At 69.3% G+C, this 24,400-nt stretch carries 17 protein-coding genes; 8 read left to right on the top strand and 9 right to left on the bottom strand.

Going from position 1 to position 24,400, the window contains the following annotated elements; translation table 11 throughout:
• Positions 1-110 precede the first annotated feature (110 nt).
• The gene (locus tag HEB94_RS36100) at positions 111-1,295 is read left to right on the top strand and encodes an epoxide hydrolase family protein (protein ID WP_192753993.1); all 1,185 of its coding nucleotides are present in this window, start codon (positions 111-113) and stop codon (positions 1,293-1,295) included.
• 16 nt (positions 1,296-1,311) lie between these two features.
• Here the strand turns inward: HEB94_RS36100 and HEB94_RS36095 are convergent, their stop codons facing one another.
• Together HEB94_RS36095 and HEB94_RS36090 are read right to left on the bottom strand one after the other, a co-directional pair.
• On the bottom strand, positions 1,312-2,367 hold the full coding sequence (locus tag HEB94_RS36095) for a fatty acid desaturase (protein ID WP_192753992.1): 1,056 nt from the start codon (positions 2,365-2,367) through the stop codon (positions 1,312-1,314).
• Between the two features lie 240 nt (positions 2,368-2,607).
• Entirely contained in the window at positions 2,608-3,333 is a 726-nt protein-coding gene (locus HEB94_RS36090; protein WP_192753991.1) for a (2Fe-2S)-binding protein, read from the bottom strand.
• A gap of 192 nt (positions 3,334-3,525) precedes the next feature.
• Between HEB94_RS36090 and HEB94_RS36085 the strand changes: the two genes are divergently transcribed.
• Complete coding sequence (locus HEB94_RS36085) at positions 3,526-4,545, top strand: zinc-binding alcohol dehydrogenase family protein (RefSeq protein WP_238361726.1); 1,020 nt, start codon at positions 3,526-3,528, stop codon at positions 4,543-4,545.
• 36 nt (positions 4,546-4,581) lie between these two features.
• Here HEB94_RS36085 and HEB94_RS36080 read toward each other — a convergent pair whose 3' ends face one another.
• Entirely contained in the window at positions 4,582-5,652 is a 1,071-nt protein-coding gene (locus HEB94_RS36080; protein ID WP_192753990.1) for an SDR family oxidoreductase, read from the bottom strand.
• Positions 5,653-5,751: 99 nt separating this feature from the next.
• On the opposite strand from HEB94_RS36080, the gene HEB94_RS36075 reads away from it, so the two are divergent.
• Entirely contained in the window at positions 5,752-6,663 is a 912-nt protein-coding gene (locus tag HEB94_RS36075) for a LysR family transcriptional regulator (RefSeq protein WP_192753989.1), read from the top strand.
• 64 nt (positions 6,664-6,727) lie between these two features.
• Here HEB94_RS36075 and HEB94_RS36070 read toward each other — a convergent pair whose 3' ends face one another.
• The 6 genes from HEB94_RS36070 to HEB94_RS36045 form a co-directional block, all read right to left on the bottom strand.
• Entirely contained in the window at positions 6,728-7,681 is a 954-nt protein-coding gene (locus HEB94_RS36070) for an SDR family NAD(P)-dependent oxidoreductase (RefSeq protein WP_192753988.1), read from the bottom strand.
• Between the two features lie 135 nt (positions 7,682-7,816).
• On the bottom strand, positions 7,817-8,398 hold the full coding sequence (locus HEB94_RS36065) for a TetR family transcriptional regulator (protein ID WP_192753987.1): 582 nt from the start codon (positions 8,396-8,398) through the stop codon (positions 7,817-7,819).
• Between the two features lie 10 nt (positions 8,399-8,408).
• On the bottom strand, positions 8,409-11,006 hold the full coding sequence (gene treY / locus HEB94_RS36060) for a malto-oligosyltrehalose synthase (protein ID WP_238361725.1): 2,598 nt from the start codon (positions 11,004-11,006) through the stop codon (positions 8,409-8,411).
• Entirely contained in the window at positions 11,003-12,769 is a 1,767-nt protein-coding gene (gene treZ, locus HEB94_RS36055) for a malto-oligosyltrehalose trehalohydrolase (protein WP_192753986.1), read from the bottom strand. Before treZ ends, treY begins: the two co-directional genes overlap by 4 nt.
• Positions 12,770-12,886: 117 nt before the next feature.
• Entirely contained in the window at positions 12,887-13,984 is a 1,098-nt protein-coding gene (locus tag HEB94_RS36050; protein ID WP_337918146.1) for a ribonucleotide-diphosphate reductase subunit beta, read from the bottom strand.
• A gap of 21 nt (positions 13,985-14,005) precedes the next feature.
• The gene (locus HEB94_RS36045) at positions 14,006-17,092 is read right to left on the bottom strand and encodes a ribonucleoside-diphosphate reductase subunit alpha (protein WP_337918145.1); all 3,087 of its coding nucleotides are present in this window, start codon (positions 17,090-17,092) and stop codon (positions 14,006-14,008) included.
• A 625-nt stretch (positions 17,093-17,717) separates the two neighbouring features.
• On the opposite strand from HEB94_RS36045, the gene HEB94_RS36040 reads away from it, so the two are divergent.
• The 5 genes from HEB94_RS36040 to HEB94_RS36020 all read left to right on the top strand — a co-directional run bounded on the left by HEB94_RS36040 (position 17,718) and on the right by HEB94_RS36020 (position 24,341).
• Entirely contained in the window at positions 17,718-19,340 is a 1,623-nt protein-coding gene (locus HEB94_RS36040) for a GxGYxYP domain-containing protein (protein WP_192753985.1), read from the top strand.
• A gap of 129 nt (positions 19,341-19,469) precedes the next feature.
• On the top strand, positions 19,470-20,198 hold the full coding sequence (locus tag HEB94_RS36035) for a GntR family transcriptional regulator (RefSeq protein ID WP_192753984.1): 729 nt from the start codon (positions 19,470-19,472) through the stop codon (positions 20,196-20,198).
• A 283-nt stretch (positions 20,199-20,481) separates the two neighbouring features.
• Positions 20,482-22,269, top strand: a complete 1,788-nt coding sequence (locus HEB94_RS36030; protein ID WP_192753983.1) for a type 2 periplasmic-binding domain-containing protein — start codon at positions 20,482-20,484, stop codon at positions 22,267-22,269.
• A gap of 112 nt (positions 22,270-22,381) precedes the next feature.
• A complete protein-coding gene (locus tag HEB94_RS36025) occupies positions 22,382-23,278 on the top strand; it encodes a carbohydrate ABC transporter permease (protein ID WP_192753982.1) in 897 nt (298 codons plus the stop codon).
• 73 nt (positions 23,279-23,351) lie between these two features.
• The gene (locus tag HEB94_RS36020) at positions 23,352-24,341 is read left to right on the top strand and encodes an ABC transporter permease (RefSeq protein WP_192753981.1); all 990 of its coding nucleotides are present in this window, start codon (positions 23,352-23,354) and stop codon (positions 24,339-24,341) included.
• The last annotated feature ends 59 nt before the right edge of the window (positions 24,342-24,400 follow it).

The raw sequence follows: 24,400 nt of genomic DNA, 5'->3' as shown, positions 1-24,400 counted from the left end.
GTGGCAGGCCTTGGGTGGCGCGCATGCCCGAACGACGGCGGCCCTATGTCGGTCCCGGGTGACACCCTGACCGGACGCCAACGTGGGCCAGCCGACGGGAGCGGGTGAACATGACCGACATCAGCGCGTCCGACATCAACGCCTCGAGGATCAGCTCGTCCGGGATCAGCGAGTTCCGCGTCGACGTGCCCGAGGAGGACCTCGACGATCTGCGGCGCCGACTGGAGCGCACCCGTTGGCCAACGGAGATCCCGGGCATCGGGTGGGAGCGGGGCGTGCCGGTCGACTACCTGAAGGGCCTGGTCGACCACTGGCTTCACCGCTACGACTGGCGGGCACACGAGGAGGAGCTGAACCGCCTCCCGCAGTACGTCACGCGTATCGACGGGCAGCGTGTCCACTTCCTGCACGTACGCTCGCCCGAGCCGGCCGCGATCCCACTGATCCTCACGCACGGGTGGCCGGGCTCGGTCGCGGAGTTCCAGCAGGTCATCGGGCCGCTGACCGACCCTCGCGGCCACGGCGGCGAACCCGCCGACGCCTTCCACGTGGTGGCACCGTCGCTGCCGGGCTTCGGGTTCTCGGTTCCGCTGTCGGGTCCCGGCTGGAACCACGCGCGCATCGCCCGAGCCTGGGCCGAGCTCATGCGCCGCCTCGGCTATCAGCGCTACGGCGCGCAGGGCGGCGACACGGGTCACGAGGTCTCACCGGAGCTGGGGCGTGTCGCGCCCGGTCAGGTCCTCGGCGTCCACATCAACGGTGGTCTCGCCTACCCGACCGGAGCCGACGAACTCGACGGGCTCACCGAGGCCGAGCAGACCCGGTTGGCCGCGGCCCGCCGGCTTCGGGCGGTCGGCACCGGATACGCCGACCTCCAGTCGACGCGACCACGGAGCGTCGGCTACGGCCTGCACGACTCTCCGGTGGGGCAGCTCGCCTGGATCGTCGAGAAGTTCTGGGAGTGGACCGACCCCGCCCGCGAACTTCCCGACGAGGCCGTTGACCGAGACCACCTGCTGACCAACGTCATGCTCTACTGGCTCACCGGCGCGGGTGCCTCATCCGGGCACCTGTACTACGAGAACCGGATCGCGCCGAGGCCGGCGAACGCGCCGTCCGGTGTGCCGACGGGGATCGCGGTCTTTCCCACCGATCCGGCCATCCGCCGCCTCGCCGAACGCGAGCATCACGTCGTGCACTGGTCGGAGTTCGAGCGCGGCGGTCACTTCGCCGCCATGGAGGCGCCCGACCTGCTGGTCGACGACGTTCGCGCGTTCTTTCGCCAGCTGCGCTGAGGGCTGGTGTCGCGGGTCAGGAGGACCTGGCCGGCTTGGCGCGCAGGGGAGCGCCGACGTCGTGCAGGTGCCGGAGCGCCTGGGTGTAGGAGCCGATCACCCCGGACTCGAGGTAGGGAATCCCCAGTTCCGCGCAGTAGCCACGCACGATCGGTTGGGCCCGGCGCAGGTGCGGCGACGGCATGTTCGGGAAGAGGTGGTGCTCGATCTGGAAGTTGAGCCCGCCGAGCGCGGCATTGACCAGCCAGCCGCCCCGCACGTTGCGCGAGGTGAGGACCTGGCGGCGCAGGAAGTCGAGCTCGTCCGCCTCGGTCAGGGTCGGCATGCCCTTGTGGTTCGGCGCGAAGGTCGAGCCGAGGTAGAGACCGAAGACCATCTGGTGCACCAGCAGGAAGACCACTGCCTTGCCGGGGGAGAGGACGAGGAAGAGCCCCGCGAGGTAGCCGAGGATGTGCGCGGCGAACAACGCGGCTTCGAGCTTGCGGGCCTTCAGCCCGGGCCGGACCAAGGCGCGGATGCCGGCGACGTGCAGGTTGAAGCCTTCGAGGGTGAGCAGCGGGAAGAAGAGGAACGCCTGCCAACGGCCGAGGAAGCGCGGCAGGCCCGTGCTCCGCTCGGCCTGCTCGGTCGACCACACCAGGATGTTGGGTGACACGTCCGGATCGAGGTCCTCGTGGTTGGGGTTGGCGTGGTGGCGGGTGTGCTTGTCCATCCACCAGCCGTAGCTCATCCCGATGCCCAGGTTGCCGACGATCCGGCCGACGATCTCGCTGGGCCGGCGGGTCCGGAAGATCTGCCGGTGCGCGAGGTCGTGCGCGACCAGGGCGACCTGGGCGAAGACCACGCCGAGGACGACCGCGACGACCAGCTGCCACCAGGAGTCGCCGAGCAGGAAGAACGCCGCCCAGGCGCCGCCGAACGCCGCGGCGACGACACTGATCCGGGCGGCGTAGTAGCCGGGCCGACGTTCGAGTAGGCCCGCCTCGGTCACCCGCCGTCGCAGCGTCGCGAAGTCACTGCCGGTCGACCGTGCGGGCGGTGGAGCTGGAAGGAGTACGCCGTTGGTGGTCACGCCGTCGAGTCTGTGGGCCGCCCGTTCGAAGGCACATCCCGCCTTCCCCCGGGGTCATAGGGGGGTTAGCCCTACCCTGGCGGCATCCGGAAGGGGAGTTCCCGAGGGCCGGTCCCGGCCACCCGGACGCAACCCTGACAAATACGTCGGTCCCGCCCCTAGGGCAGGTCGGACAGGCTCTGGAATCCTGTGCGGGGCAGCTCCTGGATTCCCGCAGCATGCCATCCCACGGCGATCTGCTCAGCGCGGGAGGAGCGCACAGTCGCCGCAGAAACCTCCACCCGGAACGCGGTAGTAGAGGCAGCAGGTGCTCCGAACGAATCGCGCCGGTGCGTCGTCGCCGGCAGGGTCGAGCGTCCCCGTCCCGGCGAGCGGGGGCAGTCCGAGCAGCGCCGCCGCCAGCGCGGCGGCCGGCGCGGCGAGCGCGGGTCGGGCCTGGCCAAGGACGCCGAGCGTCCCGAGGAGCGCGGACGCGGCGTTTCCCCACAGGAGGGCGTCGGGCAACCGGACCTCGCGTCGTACGGCGTCGAGCAGCGGCGCCAGGTGTGCCGTGACGGTGGCGTCGGCGACCTCGTGCGCGAGCGCCGCGATGTCGGGTGATCGGCCGCGTTCGGCGGCGGAGGCGCCGGCCGTCCGCAGGGGCACACCGGGGGCGGCCAGATCCGGCCAGGTCAGGCCGGCGTCGAGGACGAGCACCCGTCGGTCGAGGAGCGCCACCGCGAGGGCCGGTGACCACAGGCGCGCCGCCATGCCCTGGAAGAAGATCGACCCGGCCACGCGGAGCTCGGAGGTTCCCAGCCGCTCGGCCACCCGCGCGAGGTGCGCGCGCAGGGCCGGATGTCCCGCGTACAGCTGGGCGAGCGAGGGATCCTCCGACTCGTCGCGATTCTCGACGGTGAGAGCGAAGTAGGGGCCGATCTCCGCGATCGCCGAGAGGAGCTCGCGGGCCTCAGACCGCTCGGCCATGGCGGGATCTCGACCCACGGTCCACAACAGGGACATCGAGGCGGTATGCGACAGGGAGGACGGGCATGCCCCGATTCCACCACGCTGACCTCCGCCGGGATCGGATCCGTGGTGCCGTGGTCGTGTCGGCGCGCAGGAGCCCCGCCTCGCACCCGCCCCCGATCCCGGGGCGGCCGGGGGAGAATTGGGCTCATGACCACGCTGCCCGCGACCATGCGTGCCTGGGTCGTCCCCTCCCGCGGCCGGTTGGAAGCCGTCGAGCTCCCGGTCCCGACGCCGGCACCGGATGAGCTCCTCGTCCGGGTACGCGCCTGCGGGGTGTGTCGTACCGATCTGCACGTCCGCGACGGCGACCTGCCACCGCACAAGTCACCGGTGGTGCCCGGCCACGAGGTGGTCGGAGAGGTGGTCGGGCGAGGGGACGCGGTGCCCGCCGACCTTCCCCTCGGGCTTCGGGTCGGCGTTCCGTGGCTGCGCCACACCGACGAGGTGTGCCGCTACTGCACCCGCGGTCAGGAGAACCTCTGCCCGCACTCCCGCTACACCGGGTGGGACGCCGACGGCGGCTACGCCGAGTACCTCACGGTGCCCGCGGCCTACGCCTACCCCCTGCCGGAGGACCGCTTCGCCGCCTACGCCGAGGAGGAGTTGGCCCCGCTCCTGTGCGCCGGGATCATCGGTTACCGCGCCCTGCGTCGGGCCGACCTCCCGCCCGGCGGCCGGCTGGGCATCTACGGGTTCGGCGGCTCGGCGCACCTGACCGCCCAGGTCGCGATCGCCCAGGGCGCGACCGTGCACGTGATGACGCGTTCGTTGGCCGCCCAGAAGCTCGCCCTCGAGCTCGGCGCCGCGTCCGCCACCGGCGGGTACGACGCACCACCGGAACCCCTCGACTCGGCCATCCTCTTCGCCCCGGCCGGCGATCTCGTCCCCGTCGCGCTGTCCGCGCTCGACAGTGGCGGCACCCTCAGCATCGCCGGGATCTACCTCAGCGCCATTCCCGCGCTCGACTACGAGCGGCATCTGTTCCGGGAGCGGACGGTCCGCAGCGTCACCGCCAACACCCGCGACGACGGGCGGGCGTTCCTGAACACCGTCGCCGAGCACCGGATCCGGATCGCGGTGACCCCCTATCCGCTGGACCGGGCCGACCACGCCCTGGACGACCTCGCGGCCGACCGGGTCAACGGCGTAGCGGTCCTCGTCCCCTGAGGAAGCGCGCGGCAGGGTCCGCCTCGAACGTCGCCGTCAGGGGATGATCCGCCGCCGGCGGAAGCCGTCGAAGATGTCGCGGAACATCGCCTCGGTGTCGACGAAGTCGTGGAACCCGAACCTGCGGGCCTTGCTGCCGTCGGCGAACATGTCGTAGTCCCAGGAGAAGACGAAGTCTCCGAAGCGCCAGGAGGAGACCTCCTGGTAGCTGTGCGGCGCGAGGTCGTACTTCTCCACCATCGCGTTCCACACCGGCTCCTTGTCAGCCATCACGACCTCCAGCGACATCGGCAGCGGTGGAGCCACCTCGAGGCCGAACGAGGCGGCGATCTTCGGCCACATCTCGCTCCAACGGAAGAGGTCGCCGTTGTTGATGTTGAACGCCTGGTTGGCGCAGCGTTCGTCGGTCGCCGCCCACACCGTCGCGCGGGCGAGCAGCCCCGCGTCCGTCATCTCCAGCAGGCTGTCGTAGGCACCCGGTCGGCCGGGGAAGCGCAGGGGCAGCCCCAGCTCCTTGCTGATCGCGGCGTACACCGCGATCACCATCGTGAGGTTCATCGGGTTGCCGAGCGCGTACCCGCACACCACCGACGGCCGCAACGCCGACCAGCTCCACGCCTTGCCGCGCTGCCGCCGCTCCAGGAACTCCTGCTGGTCGACGTTGAACTCCGGAGGCATGTGGGGTGGATCGCTCTCCCGCGCCGGGGTCTTGAACGGGCCGAGATGGGCGCCGTACACCTTGTATCCCTGCATCAGGCTGACGTGTCGCAGTCCGGTCGCGACCGGCTCGACCGCCTCGACGACGTTGACCAGCATCGCGAGGTTGGGCGGGACCAGCTCGGCCCAGGTCGGGCGGTCCTGGTAGGCCGCGTAGAAGATGTGGGTCACCTCGCGGAGGTCGCCGAGCCGACGGCGGCAGTCCTCGGGGTCGAGGAGGTCGACGGCGACGTACCTCACCCTGCCCACGTCGGTGCCGCCGCGCCGGGAGAGGCCGATGACGTCCCACTCGCCGAGTTCGCTCAGGTGGCCGATGAGGTTGGACCCGATCACGCCGTGTGCCCCGACGACCAACGCCACCTTGCGTTCGCCGCTGTTCTGCCCGCTCATCCCGAATCTCCTCCTCGCAGGGGTTGTCGAGACGATGGTGCTCCACCAGGCGTGGATGAGTCCAAGGCATCTTTTCATCCGCACCCATAAGCTTTGCTCATGGTGACGCTGCGGCAGCTGGAGTATCTCGTGACGATCGTGGACGAAGGTTCGTTCACCCGCGCGGCCGAACTCCTCCACGTCACCCAGCCCGCGCTCTCCCATCAGGTGCGCGCCCTCGAACGCGCTGTCGGCGGTCCGCTCCTCGAGCGCCTCCCACGGGCGGTGCGGCTCACCTCGATGGGGCGGGCGATGGTGCCGTACGCGCGGGCCACCCTCGCCGACGCCGACCGTGCCGTCACGGCGGCACGACAGGTCGGCGGCCTCGCCTCCGGCGAGATCAGGCTGGCCACGCTGTACTCCGTGACCCTCGGAGTCCTGCCGCCGGCGCTGCGGACCTGGCGCCGCTCGCACGGAGGCGTCGAGATCCGGCTGTTCGAGCACCGGCACGCCGACGAACTCCGCGCGGCGATGACGGCCGGTCAGGCCGACCTCGCCGTCGGACCGCCGCCGGCCGACTGGTACGGAACGGTCCGATCCCTCGGGCAGGAGGAGTTCGTCGTGGTCCTTGCCGCCGACGACCCCCTCGCCGATCGGACCGACGTGAACCTCCGATCGCTCGCCGACCGTGCCTGGGTGCACTACGCGCCGGGCAACGGGCTGGCCGACATCCTCGACCAGACGTGCGCGGAGGCGGGATTCCAGCCACGTGCCGCCGTACGGACCGAGCAGACCGCCGCCGCGCCGATGCTCGCGGCCGCCGGACTCGGTCCGACCCTCGTCCCGGCCAACGTCATCCCGCCGAGGTTCGCCGGTCGGGTGCTGCGGCCCGACCCTCCCGTGCGCCGGGAGTTGGCCGCCTACACCCGCGCCGAGCCCGACCCACTGACCGCGGCGTTCATCGAGGCGTTGGTCGCCCGGGCACGGGTGCATCCCCGGCACCTACCGAGGGCGGAGGCCGGGGACTCCTGACCAGGGTCGGCCCGGTGCCGGTCAGGAGGCCCGGTCAGAGCCCCGGTCGGGAGCCCTGGTCGGGTCAGGCGCCGAGCAGGCGAATCGTCTCCTCCCACAGGCGCTCGGCCTGCTCCTGGTCGAGGGCGTAGGCAGCGACACCACTCATGTGTGCGCCGGGTTCGGTGACCACGGCCTCGTTGCAGTCGTCGAAGTAGTGACCGCTGACGCCCTCGACGAGGGGGGAGGCGGCGAGCAGGACCGAGGTGGCCGCTCCCTGTTCGGGAGTCTTCCAGCCGGGCGGGACCTCGAGGCGCTCGCCGCTGTCACTGAGGGCGCCGGCGAACCGCAGTTGTTCCTCGTCGAGGTGCCGCTGGAGGTTGGTCATGATGCCGCCGGGGTGCAGCGCGTTGGCGGTGATGTTGTCGGCGGCCCACCTCGTCGCCAGCGCCACGGTGAACAGGATGGTCGCGGTCTTGGACTGGCCGTAGGCGGACCACGCTTCGTACGGCCGGTTCGCGAAGTGGATGTCGTCGAAGACGACGGGGGACATCAGGTGCGCGGAGGAGGCGACGGTGACGACGCGGGCGCCGCGGGCACTGGCCAGGGCGCCGTGCAGGCCCAGGGTGAGGGCCGCGTGGCCGAGGTGGTTGATGGCGAACTGTGCCTCGAACCCCTGCGGGGTGAGGGTGCGTTCGGGCAGGGCCATCACGCCCGCGTTGTTGACGAGGATGTGCAGCGGGCCAGTCCACGCGCCCGCGAGGGCGTCGATGCTGGAGCGGTCGGTCAGATCGAGGTGGGTGACGTCGACCGCGTGGCCGGTCGCCGCTTCGATCGCGGCGGCGGCGCGTTCGCCGGCGGCCGTGTCCCGGACGGCGAGGGTCACCTGGGCGCCGGCCTGGGCCAGCGTCTGGGCGGTCACCAGGCCGATGCCGGAGGAACCGCCGGTGAGGAGGGCACGCCTGCCGCTGAGGTCGACCCCGGCGATCACCTCCCCGGCGGTCGAACGGGCGTCGAAGGGCGTGGTGATACGAGACATCGCGGTACTCCATGATTCTGGTTCGGGCGCCGGGTCTTGGGTGGGCCACGGCGAAAAGGGGTCGGCTCTGGGACGGCCGGCCGTCGGATCGGCCGCCCGCTTGTGCCGGGCCGGCCGTGAGTGAACCCGCGGCGGTCAGCCGCTGGTACGAGTCAGAAGCCTGACGGCGCGTCGGACCCGGTCGCGGAACTCCGACCGGGTGGCTGCCGACTGCTTCCAGGTGAGAGTGGCGGAGAAGAGAACGTCGGTGACGCTGTCCGCGTTCAACTCCTCGGTGAGGACGCTGGCCGGGGCAAGTCGGTCGATCTGCGCGCTGAGCGTCGCCTTGGCCTTCTCCTGGTAGTCACCGAACATCGAGCCGAGCTGCGGCTCGCTGTTCTCCAGCAGTTCGCCCAGGTCCCGGGCCACCTCGCTGCCGACGTAGGGCCCCATCAGCGCGTCGAGCCCGGCGACGACCCGGTCCTCGAAGCTCCGCGTCTCGTCGGCGAACGCGGCCTCCAGGCCCTGCTGGGCGCGCTCCATCAGTGCGCGCATCGTCACGCGGTACAGCTCCTCCTTGTTCGGGAACTGCAGGTACAGGCCCGGTCGGGAGATGCCGGCCGCTCGGGCGACCTCCTCCATGGACGTCTTCTTGAACCCGTAGCGGTTGAACACCCCCAGAGCTGCCGCGAGGAGGGCAGCCCGCTTCGGGTCGTCGTCGATCTCTGGGTTCCGCACCGTTGACACGTTAGACAATCTGACGAAATTTGTCTAGCGTGCAGGAACGTAGTCGATCCGGCACGGTCGGTGGCTCACCGAACCAGCGTGGTGAGGCGAGCAGATCTGGTCGAAGTCGAAGTCGAGGGTCGTCGAAGTCGGGTCGTCGACGGCCTACGTGGCGTCCGAACGCACGAGGAGCGCGACGGGAAGGCGGGCGAGCAGGGCGTCCAGCCGGACCTTGCCGCCGTCCACCCGCGCGCCGGTGAGCAGGTCGGTCCAGGATCCGGGTGGGACCTCGACCGTGCCGGCTCCCCAGCCGTTCGCCGCGAGTCCGGCCGGCCGGCAACCTGGTCACCACCGTCGCGACCGAGCCCGAGCGCAGGAAGCCGACCGCGTGCGGGCTCGTGGTCTCCAGCGCCTCGTAGCTCGCGTCCGGGCCGACGAACCACTGCGGATGTGCGGCCCGGCAGCGCAGCGCGGTCGTGGTGACGAGCAACTTCTCCGCGTCGAGGTCGGCCGGCTGCGTACCCGCGTCCAGCCGGTCCAGCAGGTCGAGCCGCGCGGCGTAGTCGACGAGGCGGCGGTTGTCAGGGTCGACGAGACTGAGTTGCCGGAGTTCGGTCCCCTGGTAGACGTCGGGTACTCCGCCGCAGGTGAGCTGGACGAGCTTCTGACCGAGGACGTTCGCACGTTCGTACGGCGCGAGGGTCTCGACGAAGCTCGCGACGACCTCGGCGACGGCCGGATCGGCGAGCACGTCCCGCGCGAACCCGGTCACCGCCTCGTCGTAGGCCGCGTCCGGCTGGGTCCAGGAGGTGTGGCGTTTGGCCTCGCGTGTCGCCTTGGTGAGGAACTCCACCAGCCGCTCCGCCTCGATCGGCCAGGCGCCGAGGAGGATCTGCCACAGGAGGTACTCCGTGGCGCGGTCGAGCAGCTCGGGACGGCGAGCGGCGGTGAGGTCGTGCAGGCTGACGACCATCCGCTCCCACGCCCGCGGCATCTCCGAGAGCAGGCACAACCGGGCGCGGACGTCCTCGGAGCGCTTGGTGTCGTGGGTGGACAGCGTTGTCATGCCGGCGGGATGGCGTGCGCCGGCGCGGGCCGCCCAGACGTGGAACTCCTCCGGCGCCAGTCCGAACCGGTCAGCCGGCGCGCCCACCTCGCACAGCGCCGCGAGCGGGAACCAACGGTAGAACGCGGTGTCCTCGACGCCCTTGGCCATGACTGGTCCGGTGGTCTGCTGGAAACGTACGCAGAACTCGTCGTCCAGTGCCTCCGAGCCGTGCGCGCCGAGGGCCGCGTCGGTGAGGAAGGCGATCTCGTCGGCCAGGTCGGGCGTGGTGTGGGTGGCCCGCTCCGCCACGGCCCGCAGCGTCTCCACGGCCGTCGCGTCCGGCGGCTCACCCGGGTGGACGTAGGCGCGGTAGACGTCGAAGGCCACCAGCAGTTCGGTCAGGGCGCGGGTCAACCGGCGGCGGGTGAAGTCTCGCAGCGAGATGTCGTGCTCGCCGATCGTGGTCACCAGCTCCACCAGCCGGACCACCTCGGCGGCGAGCACCTCGTCGACGATGTAGCGCTTCGCCTCCTCCACTACCGGCCCGAGGTGATCCGGCTCGCCCGTACGGGAGGTCCACACGTGCAGCAGCGGAGCGGCGCCGTCGGGATCGACGAACAGGCCCTGGATCCGCCAGAGCGCGTCGTAGCCCGTCGTTCCGGCGCACGGCCAGTCGCCCGGCAGCTCCTCCTCGGACTCGAGGATCTTCTCCGCGGCCACCCACGCGCCGTCGGTCGCCCGGGCCAGCCGGCGGAAGTAGCCACGCGGGTCGGCGAGCCCGTCGGGGTGGTCGATCCGGAAGCCGTCGACCTTGCCGTCGCGGTGGAAGCGGATCAGCAGGTCGTGGCTGGCGGCGAAGACCGCCGGGTCCTCCACCCGGATCGCGGCCAGGGTGTCGATGTCGAAGAAGCGCCGGTAGTTGAGCTCCTCGTCGGCGATCCGCCAGTACGCCAGTCGGTAGAACTGGTGGTCGAGAAGCTCCGGCAGTGGCAGGTCCTGGGTGTCGGGGCGGATCGGGTAGAGGTGATCGTGGTAGCGCAGGACCGGCGCGCCGGCATGGTGGTCGACCTCGATCTCGCCGCGTTCGAGGCAGCATCCGATCCGGTCGCCGAGCACTGGCATCAGCAGCGCACCGTGGCCCGTGCCCGACTGCATGGACCAGTCGACGTCGAACCACCGGGCGTAGGGGGAGTGCGGCCCGTCGCGCAGCACCGCCCACAGCTTGGCGTTGAGATGGGCCGGCGTCGGCACCGCCATGTGGTTGGGAACGACGTCGACGATGATCCCGAGCCCGGCCGCGTGTGCGGCGTCGACCAACCGGTCGAACGCGGGCTGGCCGCCCAGGTCGGCGGAGACACGGGTGTGGTCGACGACGTCGTAGCCGTGCGTCGAGCCCGGAGTCGCCTGCAGGATCGGTGAGAGGTAGAGGTGGGTGACGCCGAGCCGGGCGAGGTAGGGCACCGTCGCCGCCGCGTCGTCGAGGCCGAACCCGGGCTGGAGCTGGAGCCGGTACGTCGAGACGACCTGGCGGTGGCCCCGGTCCGCTTCGTTGTCCTTCGCCGGGCCGCTCAACGCGCCAGCCCGAGAATCGCGAGGGAGTGGGCGGGAAGTTCGATCCGGTCGGTGTCAGGTGGTGGCGTTCGTGGATGCCAGGCGAGCAGGACACCGTTGTGGCCGACGGAGCGGTCGATCGAGCCGTCGAGTGGGACCTGCGCGGGCCGGTCGGCGAGGTTGGCGACGACACCGACCGCGCCGCGCCGGATCGAGAGCCACCGCGCGTCCTCGTCGTAGCTCACCCCGACACGGTACAGCCGGGGGTCGGCGAGATCGGGGAGTTCGCGGCGCAGCCTGACCAGCGCGGTGTACCAGCGGAGCAGCCGGGCGGCGCCCTCCTTCTCCGGCTCCGCCCAGTCGAGCTTGGACGCCTCGAAGGTCGCCGGATCCTGCGGATCGGGTACGTCGGCCGGATTCCACCCGTAGGCGGCGAACTCGGCCCGCCGACCCTGGCGTACGGCGTCGGCGAGTGCGGGCTCCTCGAAGTCGGTGAAGAACCGCCAGGGGGTGCGGGCGCCCCACTCCTCGCCCATGAACAGCATCGGGGTGAACGGCGACGTCAGCAGCAGGCCCGCGCCGACGGCGAGCAGGTCGTCGGAGAGGGTCGCGGAGATGCGGTCGCCGGCCGCCCGGTTGCCCACCTGGTCGTGGTTCTGCAGGGCCACGACGAACCGCCAGGCGGGGGTGCGTTCGACGTCGACCTGGCGCCCATGGGTCCGGCCGCGGAACGAGGACCAGGTGCCGTCGTGGAAGAAGGCCCGGGTGAGCGTCTTCGCGAGGGCGGCCAGGCTGCCGAAGTCGGCGTAGTAGCCTTCGCGCTCCCCGGTCAGCAGGGCGTGCAGGGCGTGGTGGACGTCGTCGTCCCACTGTGCGTGGACACCGAAGCCGCCGGCCTCGCGTGGCGTCACCGTGCGCGGGTCGTTGCGGTCGCTCTCGGCGATCAGCCACAGGGGCCGGCCCAGCGTCGTGCTCGCCGCGTCGACCTCGTCGGAGAGCACCTCCAGAATGTGGACGGCGCGCTCGTCGTGCAGGGCGTGCACCGCGTCGACACGGAGCGCGTCGAGGTGGAAGTCGCGGAACCAGCCGATCGCGTTGTCGACCACGAACCGCCGCACCTCATCCGACCCGGCGTCGTCGAGGTTGACGGCCCTGCCCCAGGGGGTCGCGTACTTGTCGGTGAAGTAGGGCCCGAACTCACTCAGGTAGTTGTGCGCCGGGCCAAGGTGGTTGTAGACGACGTCGAGGCAGACACCGAGACCGCGGGAGTGGCAGGCGTCGACGAACGCCTTCAGCCCGTCGGGCCCGCCGTAGGCCTCGTGGACCGCGTACAGGCCAACGCCGTCGTAGCCCCAGCCGTGCTGCCCGCCGAAGGCGGCGACCGGCATCACCTCGACGAAGGTCACGCCGAGTGCGGCCAGATGGTCGAGGCGCTGGATCGCGGCCGCGAAGGTGCCTTCCGGCGTGAAAGTGCCGACATGGAGCTCGTAGCCGACCGCGCCGGCGAGTGGGGTGCCTCGCCAGTGCCCGTCGCCCCACTCGAACCGGTCATGGTCGTAGACCGCGCTGGGACCGGCGACACCGGCCGGCTGCCAGCGGGATCTCGGGTCGGCGCGGGGCTCGCCGCCGTCGAGGCGGAAGGAGTACGCCGTGCCGTGCCCGGCGCCGGGCACTCGCGCGGTCCACCACCCACCCGCGCTGCGCTCCATCGGCACCGTCGAGTGGGTCAACTCGACCTCGACCCGCTCCCGGGCGAAGGGCGCCCAGACCTGGAACGTCGCCATGCGCGCATTGTGCCTGAGGTTGGCCCTCGTCGCTCGGCCGTCGCTCGGCCGTAGTTCGCGGCGGGGACAGGCGCGCCGACCCGGACCGGGGTCGGTGGGGAGGGTCGGCGAGGCGCCTCAGTCCCAGGTCAGAGCGCCGCCGCTCTGGTACTCGATCACGCGGGTCTCGAAGAAGTTCTTCTCCTTCTTCAGGTCCATCAGCTCCGACATCCACGGGAACGGGTTCTCGTTGTCACCGAACACCGGGGCCAGTCCGATCTGGACACAACGCCGGTTGGTGATGAACCGCATGTACTTCTCGCACAGCCCGGCATTGAGGCCGAGCATCCCGTGCGGCAGGGTGTCGCGCCCGTAGGCCACCTCGAGCTCGCACGCCTCCGCCAGCATCCCGCGTACCTGCGCCTGGAAGTCCTCGTTCCACAGGTGCGGGTTCTCGATCTTGATCTGGTTGATGGCGTCGATCCCGAAGTTCAGGTGGATCGACTCGTCGCGAAGGATGTACTGGTACTGCTCGGCGATGCCCACCATCTTGTTGCGGCGTCCAAGGGAGAGGATCTGCGCGAAGCCGGTGTAGAACCACATCCCCTCGAAGACGACGTAGAACGCCACCAGGTCGCGCAGGAACGCCTGGTCCAGCTCCGGCGTGCCGGTCCGAAACGACGGGTCCTCCAGATGCCGGGTGTACTCCAGCGCCCACGCGGCCTTGTCGGTGATCGAGGGCACCTCGCGGTACATGTTGAACAGCTCGCCCTCGTCCAGGCCGAGGCTCTCACAGATGTACTCGAAGGTGTGGGTGTGCACAGCCTCCTCGAAGGCCTGGCGCAGGAGGTACTGCCGACACTCGGGATTGGTCAGGTGCTGGTAGACCGCGAGGATGATGTTGTTGGCGACGAGCGACTCCGACGTGGCGAAGAAGCCGAGGTTGCGCTTGATCATCCGGCGTTCGTCGTCGGTCAGGACGTCCGGCGCCTTCCACAGCGCGATGTCGGCCTGCATCGACACCTCGGTCGGCATCCAGTGGTTGTTGCAACCCGCGAGGTACTTCTCCCAGGCCCAGTGGTACTTCAGGGGCAGGAGCTGGTTGACATCGGCCCGCGAGTTGATCATCGCCTTGTCGTCCACGCGCACCCGGGCGGCGTGCCGGTCGATCCGGCCGAGCCCGGTCATGGCTGGGTCGGCGCCATCGTGGTTGGGATTCATGGTTTCGGTCTCCACCTCACGGTCCTCACGGGACGCCTACTGGCAGGCTTCGCAGTCGGGGTCATTGATCACGCAGAACGAGCTGTCGGAGGCCGGCGGGACGGTCGAGGTCGGGGCCACCGACAGGCCCGCGGCTCCGGGACCCGTGGTCAGGGGCTGCCCGACCGGGGCGTACCCGCTCGCGTGTCCCGCCGTCGACCCGCCGTTGCCGGGTTGGCCGTTGCCGGGCTGTCCGTTGCCAGGTTGGCCGTTGGGTTGGCCGTTGGGTTGGCCGGTCGTCGCCACCGGTGAGACCGCGTTCAGCTTGCCGTCCGTACCCCGCAGCGTGCTCTTCTCCACGTGCGTGGCGCTTTGGGAGCGCAGGTAGTACGTCGTCTTCAGGCCGCGCCGCCAGGCCAGCCGGTAGAGCGCGTCCAGCTGTAGTCCGCTCGGTGTGGCGACGTAGAGGTCCAGCGCCTGCGCCTGGTCGAGCCACTTCTGCCGCCGGGCGGCGGCCTCCACCAGCCAGGACGGGTCGATCTCGAACGCCGTCGCGTACAGCGCCTTGAGGTCCGCCGGCACCCGGTCGATCGGCGCGACGCTCCCGTCGAAGTACTTCAGGTCGCTCACCATCACCTCGTCCCACAGCCCGCGTGCCTTCAGGTCACGGACGAGGTGGGGGTTGATCGCGGTGAAGTCGCCGGACATGTTCGACTTCACGAACAGGTTCCGGAAGAGCGGCTCGATGGACTGGCCGACCCCGCAGATGTTGGAGATCGTCGCCGTGGGCGCGATCGCCATGACGTTGGAGTTGCGCATCCCGACCGTGCGGACCTGTCGGCGCAGGCTGTCCCAGTCCAGTCGGCTGGAGCGGTCCAGGTCGAGCTTGCCGTCCCGGGCCTCCGCGAGCAGGGCGAGTGAGTCGATCGGAAGGATGCCGCGACTCCACAGCGATCCCTCGAACGTCTCGTAGCTGCCGCGCTCGGCGGCGAGGTCGCTCGACGCGGCGATGGCGTGGTAGCTGAACACCTCCATCGTGGTGTCGGCGAACTCCACGGCCCGCTCGGAGGCGACCGGGATCCGCAGGGTGAACAGCGCGTCCTGGACACCCATCAGACCGAGCCCGACCGGGCGGTGCCGGCGGTTGGAGCTGCCGGCCGAGTCGATCGTGTAGAAGTTGACGTCGATCACGTTGTCGAGCACCCGCACCGCGGTCCGCACGGTCCGGGCGAGGTGGTCGTGGTCGATGCCGTTCTCGTCGACGTGGTTCACCAGGTTGATCGACCCGAGGTTGCACACCGCCACCTCGTCGATCGTGGTGTTCAACGTGATCTCGGTACACAGGTTGGAGGAGTGCACCACACCCACGTGCTGCTGCGGCGAGCGCAGGTTGCACGGGTCCTTGAAGGTGATCCAGGGGTGCCCGGTCTCGAAGAGCATCGTCAGCATCCGCCGCCACAGCTCCACCGCGCGGAGCCGCCGGAACACCTTGATCTCACCGCGCTCGACCCGCGCCTCGTGCTCCTCGTAGCGCTCGGCGAACGCGCGGCCGTAGAGGTCGTGCAGGTCCGGCACCTCGTCGGGGGAGAAGAGCGTCCACTGCGCGTCGGCCTCGACCCGCTGCAGGAACAAATCCGGTATCCAGTTCGCGGTGTTCATGTCGTGCGTACGCCGACGGTCGTCGCCGGTGTTCTTGCGCAGGTCGAGGAACTCCTCGATGTCGATGTGCCAGGTCTCGAGATAGGCACATGCCGCGCCCTTGCGCTTGCCGCCCTGGTTGACCGCGACCGCGGTGTCGTTGGCGATCTTGAGGAACGGCACGACGCCCTGGGACTGCCCGTTGGTCCCCTTGATGTAGGCGCCCATCCCGCGCACGGGCGTCCAGTCGTTGCCGAGCCCGCCCGCGTACTTCGACAGCAGCGCGTTGTTCCGGATGCTGGAGAAGATGCCGTCCAGGTCGTCGGCGACGGTGGTGAGGAAGCAGGACGACAGCTGTGGCCGCGTCGTACCCGCGTTGAACAGTGTCGGCGTCGAGCACATGAAGTCGAAGGACGACATCAGTTCGTAGAACTCGATCGCCCGCCGCTCCCGGTCGTCCTCACGCAGGGCCAGTCCCATCGCGACCCGCATGAAGAAGGCCTGCGGCAGCTCGAACCTCGTCCCGTCGCTGTGCAGGAAGTACCGGTCGTAGAGGGTCTGCAGGCCGACGAACTGGAACGCCAGGTCGCGCTCGGGACGCAGCGCGGCTCCCAGCCGGGACAGGTCGAACCTCGCGAGCTCGGGGTCGAGGAGTTCGAGCCCGACCGCGGTCTCGATGTACTCCCGGAAGTAGCGCGGGTAGCGGAGCGCCATCTCCTCCTGGCTCGCCTCGTCGGGGAGTCCGCCGACGAACGACAGCGACTCCCGGCGCAGCTTGTCCAGCAGCAGCCGGGCGCTGACCAGCGAGTACGCGGGATCGGTCTCCACGAACGTACGCGCGGACATGACCAGGGCGAGCTCCAGCTCCTGCTGGGTCATCCCGTCGTAGAGGTTGTGGTGCACCTCGCCGAGCACCGACACCGGCGACACCTCCGCCAGGCCGGCGCAGGACTCCTCGACCACGCGGGTGAGCCGGGCGAGGTCGAGCGGGCGTAGCTCGCCGTCGGGCCCCTTCACCTGCAGCGCGGACTCCGGCTGCTCGGACGGGGTGGCGCGTTCCCGTTCCAGGCGGGCACGGGTGTGCTCCTCCCGGTAGAGGACGTACGCCCGCGCGACCCGGTGATGTCCCGCCCGCATCAGGGCGAGCTCCACCTGGTCCTGGATGTCCTCGATGTGGAAGATCCGGCCGAGGTCGGGGTGCCTGGTGAGGGACGCCACGACCTGACGGGTCAGCTCCTGCACGGTCTGGTGGACGCGGGACGAGGCGCCGGCGCCGCGACCCTCCACCGCGAGGAACGCCTTCGACATGGCGACGGCGATCTTGGTCGGATCGAAGGGCGACGTACTTCCGTCCCGCCGGACCACCTGACGTTCGCCGCCGGTGGGTGGGTTCGGCTGCCCCGTCGGCGGCTGGGCCGACAGATCGGCGCCGGAGTGTGGAGACTGCGGAGACTCGGCGTGCGGGGTGCCGGAGTGTGGGGACTCGGCGTGCGGGTGTGCTGACACGGGCTCTCTCTTCTCGCGAGCGGGGTGACGTCGGCCGTCGGCCGCGAAGGTGGGCAGGGTCGGATCGGCGCCGGTGGGTACGGCGCCGGACACCCTGGCCTTGGAGAGGTCACGTGCACGGGGGGACGTCGGGGCTCACAGCGCCCGTACCCCTGTGGAGCGAACCTCTACCCTCGGGCCGCCGGGTCGGCACGCGCCGGGGTGGCGGTGCGCCGGATGGCAGGTCTTCGGTGATGGCTGGTCGGGCTCCCGGGCGGGCCCGTCGGCCCGCGTGCCGGGGATGCGTCCATCCCCGCTGCCTGACCACCGGAGCCGGCACGTTCGCGACCGTGCGGAACCGGCGGTGACGGCGCTCGCTCCCGTTCACCGCTGCGGCGGATCCCGGAACGGCACCGGGCGTCCGGTAGTGGGCGCTGGATGCGCCCGCTACGACCACCAGCGCGGTTGAGACTACATGTTGTGCCTGCGATGAAGAAGGACCCCAACATTCGGTGTGTCGCGGCTTGGCCTCGACCGAGATGGGACGAACAGTGGTGGGGCTTCTCGACCGCTCACTACTGTGCGGACGAACTTCGGGACGGACAGCGACGAAGGGACGTGTGCCATGGGCCGGGCGGACTTTTCGATGTCCAGGCGGCAGGCGCTTGGTGGGTTGGCGGTGGCGGCCGGCCTGGGTGCGGCCGGCTGGACCGCCGCCGATCTCGCCATGCCGCGGGCCGCGAGCGCGGCGCCCACGAGCCTGTTCCCCAAGGGTGTTCGGCCGACCCGCCTGCACGTGGTCGCGGAGTCCGCGCTGAGCCAGCCGGAGCGGATCCTGGTCGCGACCCTGCAGGGTCAACTCGCCCGGCGCAGGCCGACCGGCGGTGAGGTCCCGGGCATCTACGTCGACGTGCCCGGTGTCGGCTACGAGGTCTGGCTGGCCGATCTCGCCGACCGCTACGGGATCGACCTGGTGGAGGCGGACGGCGCGTGGGACCTCGTCGACCTGTTCCGCCAGAACGGTGCGCACGGCGAACCCGTCGACTCCTTCGTGGTCTACCGCCAGAACGAGGCTTCGGCGAACGTCGCCACCACCCTCGCCGGGCTGACCGGCGCGGTCGCCGTCGAGGAGACGCTCGAGCCGGTCGCGCTCCAGCACGGACTGCGCAGGCTCCTCGACGTCCGTGGCCGGGACGACCGGTGGGTGATGGAGAACTACTGGGACGACCTGCGGCACGGGGTGGCGATCGAGCAGAAGCCGGACTTCGACAACCGGCTCCGCGACTACGCCACGATGGCCGGCGCGTTCATGTTCTTCGACGGCAACTCCGACTTCCGGGCGGAGGTCGTGGGCGCTCTCGACCCGGACGCCGCGGTGGTCGGCTGGGGCGACGCCGCCCAGGGCGAGAACGCCTTCGTGTCGGTGTCCTCGCGAGCGGGCGTCCGCACGATTCCCGCCGACCACGCCCGAAACCTCGCCCCGTTGTCCGGGATCACGCTGAACCGGGTGCGCCAGCGGCCCGCGGCCCACCCGCCCAGGCCGGAGGCCGGCACGCACCACGTCGCCTTCCTCATCACCGACGGCGACAACGTGCAGTGGATGCTCGGCGACTTCCAGAGCAGCGCGAACTGGTTCGGCGCTCCGCTGCGTGGATCACTCGACCTGGGCTGGGGCGTCTCGCCCGCGCTGATCGACCTCGCACCGTCGGTCCTTCGGTGGTACTACGACAACGCCGCGCACGGCGCCCATCGCGACCGGTTCGTGGCCGGTCCCTCCGGTGGCGGCTACCTCTATCCGAGCATGTATCCCCGTGCCGAACTCGACCTGCACACCGAACGGTTGGCCGACTCGATGCGGCGCTCCGACCTCGGCGTCGCGCAGATCATCGACTTCGACTCCCTGGACGACACCGACCTGTGGGCGACCTACCTGAAGCGGCGGCAGATCGAGGGGCTGATCTATCTCGAGTACTCCCGCTACGACGCCGGCCGGGGCCGGATCGTGTGGGCGAACGACAAGCCGGTGATCTCCGCCCGCACGATGTTGTGGGAAGGCCTCTCCGGTGCTGACGAGGCGAGTGTGACGGCCACCCTCAACGACGCAGGGCGCGACCCCTCGAGCGCGGACGGATACTCCGTCGTCGTCTGGCACGCGTGGAGCAAGACCGTCGCCAACGTCAAGGCGGTCGTCGACAATCTCGCTCCGCACGTGAAGGTCGTGACGCCGGACGTGCTGGTCCGGGCAGTCGCCAAGAACGTGACCCGCTGACCGAAAGCGGTACCAGGCCTGGTAAGTGCGCGGAAGCCGTTGCGCGCCGACCACGCCTATAGGATCGTGGATCGACGATCAGGGAAATCTCCTCCCGGCGCTCGATCTCTTGCTGACAAGAGAGGCCACATGGGCACACGCGCGAACGTCTCGGTGAATGGGCGACACGGACGTGTCGCGCTGCCCCGCAGACAAAACCTCGCCGACGGTGTCTACGACGTCCTCAAAGAAATGATCATGGACGGCGTCTTCTCCGAAGGTGCCCGTATCAACATCGACGAGGTCGCTCGGCAACTCGAGGTCTCGCAGTCGCCGCTGCGGGAGGCGCTTGTTCGGCTGGAATCCGAAGGGCTGGTCATCAAACAGCCTTTCCGCGGTTACTCCACCGCGCCCCTGCTCGGCAAGGAGGAGTTCGAGGACCTCTTCGAGTTCCGGTTCCTGGTCGAGCCGTGGGCTGCCGGTCGGGCCGCGGCCGGCGTGACGGCGGAGGGCATCCGTCTTCTGACCGAGGAGATGGAGAGCATTCCGAGCGCGCCTGTCGGTACGACCTACCAGGACTACCAGCGGCTCGCCTCCCACGACACCAGGTTGCACGACCTCGTGCAACACCTTGGCGGCAACACCCACATGCGCATGGCTTTCCAGCGCACGCACTGCCACCTGCACATCATCCGGCTCACCTATCGGGGCGACATGGGTTCGGCGGCTCTTCGCGAACACCACCATGTCGTCGAGGCCATCGCGAGCGGTGATCCCGACGCGGCCGCCGGGGCGATGCGGGCGCACCTCGAGGAGTCGCGCGCACGACTGCGTCCCCTCTATGACCATGCCGACGGCGAAGGGGGCGGGCCGGTATGACGATGGTGCCCGCGTCCGGTTTTCGCCGAAGACTCATGGTCCGCACCTTTTGTGACAAGCATTTAGTTTGCGAACGGTAACCGCTTTCCTTCTTTGCTCAAAGTACATCCGACATCATCGCAACGGGGGCCTCGCAACCCAATCCGAGGTGGCCGACAAGGTGTCGCCTCGGGCTTCTCACCGGCTCGGGTTTTCCGGACGAGTCGGGAAAGCCGCTTCATGCGCGCCCGGCACCGTCTCGGTGCTTCGCGCGAACGTTTCCTGGCGTAGAGGAGTAAGAGCAATGGCGGTAGAAGAAACTCCCCAGGCAGACATCAGGGGTCCGTGGTCGGCGCTCTCCCGGCGGCAGTTCGTCACCAGGGCACTCGGCATCGGACTCACCGCGACCACCGCCGGCTCCATCCTCGCCGGGTGTAGCGGAGGCGGTGACCCCGAAGGCGCCGCAGTCAACGACCCGCTGGCGGTCAAGGGCGGGCCGAAGACGACGCCGACCGCGGGTGTCATCTACCCGGAAGGATATGTCGGACCGCACGCGGCGAAGCGGGCCACGCTGGTCAAGGAGAAGGTCACCCTGCGTGTGGTGGTGCCCCAGGACGTCCGGGTCGGCGACTGGGCCAAGAACACCTTCACCGGTTGGTACGAGCAGGCGACCAACGTGCACATCGACTGGCAGGTCGTCGCGGGCGGGGACGACGCGATGACGAAGGTCAACGCGATGATCGCCTCGGGGGACATCCCCGACGTCTTCATGAACATCGCGTTCAGCAACGCCCAGCAGTTGTTGTACGGCTCCCAGGGCCTGTTCGTCCCGCTCAACAAGCTCATCGACGACTACGGGGTCGAGGTCAAGCGGATCTTCAAGGACTACCCGGACGCCAAGTCGACCTTGACGGCGACCGACGGCAACATCTACTCGATGCCGTCGGTGAACGACTGCTTCCACTGTGCCTGCGGAAACCAGCGGATGTGGATCTACCAGCCGTGGCTGGAGAAGCTCGGTCTGGACATGCCCACCAACCTCGACGAACTCGAGGAGGTGCTGAAGGCGTTCAAGACCGGTGACCCGAACGGCAACGGCAAGGCCGACGAGGTGCCGTTGATGTCCACCATCGACGACCCACTCGACACCTTCTTCATGAGCTCGTTCATGTACAACCCCGGCGAGCCGTGGCTGGTCCTCGACAACGACAAGGTCGACGTCGCATTCAACAAGCCGGAATGGCGGGAGGGGCTGCGCTACCTCAACCGGCTCTACCAGCAGGGGCTGCTCGCCAAGCAGAGCTTCACCCAGGACGGCGACCAGCTCCGACGCATTGGTGACCGGAAGGGCGAACCTATCCTCGGCGCGGCGCGGGTCTTCTACTGGGGCACGTTCCTCACCCTGAACGACGACGACCCGAACGCCAGATGGCGCGACTACGTCGCGGTGCCCACCCTGGCGGGCCCGGACGGGAAGCGCTTCGCGAACTGGAACTACTACGGCGCCGTCAGCACCGGGAACTTCGTCGTCACCAACGCGTGCAAGAACCCCGCCGTCGCCGTGCAGTGGGGCGACGGCCAGTACGAGCTGGAGACGATCCTGCGCGCCTACAGCGGCGACTTCGACAAGGGCTGGCGCTGGGCCAAGGACGGCGAGGTCGGCATCAACGGCAAGCAGGCGCTGTGGACGACGCTGGGTACCTGGCCCCCGCCGGACGGGCAGTGGTGGAACCAGCTCGGCCTCGGGTACCGATCCAGCGACTTCCGCCTTGGTGAGGTCGCCGATCCGGAGCACCCGACCTTCGAGAAGCCGCTGTATGAGCAGAGTCGTTCGGCGTACTTCCCGAACAAGATCGACAAGGCTCTCCAGGTTCCGCCGCTCTACCTCGACGCGGACCAGGCGGCGCAGAGCGGCGAGCTGAGCCTCACCATCGCCAACTACGTCAAGCAGTCGTTGTCGAAGTTCACCCTCGGCCAGCTCGACCCCAACGACGGGGGCGCCTGGAAGACCTACGTCGAGACCCTGGACCAGATGGGCGCCTCCACTCTCGTCGAGCTCAACCAGAAGGCCTACGACGCGAAGTACAAGTGATCGGTCCGCGGACACACGGTGAGGGGACCGGGCCGGGCGAGGGCTCCACGCGGGCCGCCCGGTCCGGTCCCCGGGCAAGCTTTCGCGATCAGGAACCAGGGAGGCAATCGGGATGGCGGCGACGACCCTGAAGGAGACCCGGTCCGACCGGATCTTCAACGTCTGCAACTACGCGGTGCTCGCGGTGTTCCTGCTGGCGGTGCTGTATCCGCTCGTCTACATCTTCAGCGCCTCGTTCAGCTCCGCGCAGGCCGTGAGTTCGGGACGCGTCTGGTTGTGGCCGGTCGAGCTCAACCTCGAGGGCTACAAGGCGATCTTCGAGTACAAGTCGATCGTCTCCGGCTTCCTCAACTCCGTCTTCTACGCCGTGGCGGGCACGCTCATCAACGTCACACTGACCCTGCTGGCGGCGTATCCGTTGTCCAGGCGGGACCTGTTCGGCCGCAACCCCCTCATGTTCCTCTTCGTCTTCACCATGTTGTTCAGCGGCGGAATGATTCCCACCTACCTGGTGGTGCACCAGCTCGGCCTGCTCAACACGCGCTGGGCGCTGATCCTGCCCACCGCGATGGCGGTGTGGAACATGATCATCACCCGGACCTACTACCAGGTGACGATCCCGCACGAACTGCTGGAGGCGGCTCGCATCGACGGCTGCGACGACTTCAAGTTCTTCACCCGGATCGTGCTGCCGCTGTCGAAGCCGATCATCGCCGTCAACGCGTTGCTCTACGCCGTCGGCCACTGGAACCAGTTCTTCAACGCACTGATCTATCTCACCGACGAGTCGCTCTTCCCGCTGCAGTTGGTGCTGCGAAGCATCCTCGTGCAGAACTCCCTGGACCCTGCCCAGCTACCGGACGCCTCGGAGCTGCTGCGCGTGCAGGAGCTACGGGACCTGCTCAAGTATTCGCTGATCGTGATCGCGAGCGTGCCGCCGCTCCTGGCGTACCCGTTCGTCCAACGTCACTTCGTGAAGGGCGTGATGATCGGCTCGATCAAGGGCTGACCGGTTCGCAGGCATTCGAGAGCCAACTGTTCGAGGGCTAACGGTTCGAGGGCACGGACGGGAGAACGAAGCGATGGACACGCTCGCACGCGGCGAGGCAGCCGAGACGATCAGCTCCGAGCAGGCTCCGCGACGGCGGCGCCGGTCCCGCTGGTCTGACGCGCGTCGACAGATCAGACACGGGTGGCAGCTCTACCTCATGCTGCTGCTGCCGGTGGCGTACGTTCTGGTGTTCCAGTACTGGCCGATGTTCGGCGTGCAGATCGCGTTCCGCAACTACAACGTCGTCCAGGGCATCACCGGCAGCCCGTGGGTGGGCCTGCAGAACTTCGAGCGGTTCATCGACTCGTACATGTTCTGGCCCGTCATCCGCAACACGATCGTCCTGCAGGGCTACGAGCTCGTGGCGACGTTCCCACTGCCGATCGTCCTGGCGCTCGCCCTCAACTACGTGCGGCTGCGATGGTTCAAACGATCGGTGCAGATGATCACCTATGCACCGCACTTCATCTCGACCGTCGTGATCGTCGGCATGCTCTTCGTCCTCCTCGACCCGCGTACGGGCCTGCTGAACAACCTGCTCGGGCTCGTCGGCATCGATGCGATCGACTTCATGGGCAACCCCGACTACTTCCGCCACCTCTACGTCTGGTCGGGCGTGTGGCAGAGTCTCGGCTTCAACGCGATCATCTACCTGGCCGCGTTGGCCGGCATCGACCCGGAACTCCACGAGGCGGCGATCGTCGACGGTGCGACCAAGATCAAGCGGATCTGGCACATCGACCTTCCCGGCATCGCGCCGATCGCGGTGATCCTGCTGATCCTCAACATCGGCTCCATCCTGAGCATCGGCTTCGAGAAGGCGTTGCTGATGCAGAACCCGCTCAACCTCGCGACCTCCGAAGTGATCGACACCTACGTCTACAAGGTCGGTCTCGCCTCCGACGTGCCGCAGTTCTCCTACGCCGCGGCGATCGGGCTCTTCCGGTCGGTGGTCGGGTTGCTCCTGCTGGTACTCGCCAACCAGCTCGCCCGCAGGTTCGCGAAGTCGAGCCTGTGGTAGGCCCGTCCCGCCATAGGTCCCCAGTCGACAGACATTCGGCCCTATCCGCCCCGCGCCCG

This window comes from Actinopolymorpha pittospori (assembly GCF_014873875.1).
Lineage (GTDB): Bacteria > Actinomycetota > Actinomycetes > Propionibacteriales > Actinopolymorphaceae > Actinopolymorpha > Actinopolymorpha pittospori.
This window is presented reverse-complemented; position numbering and strand designations above follow the sequence as displayed.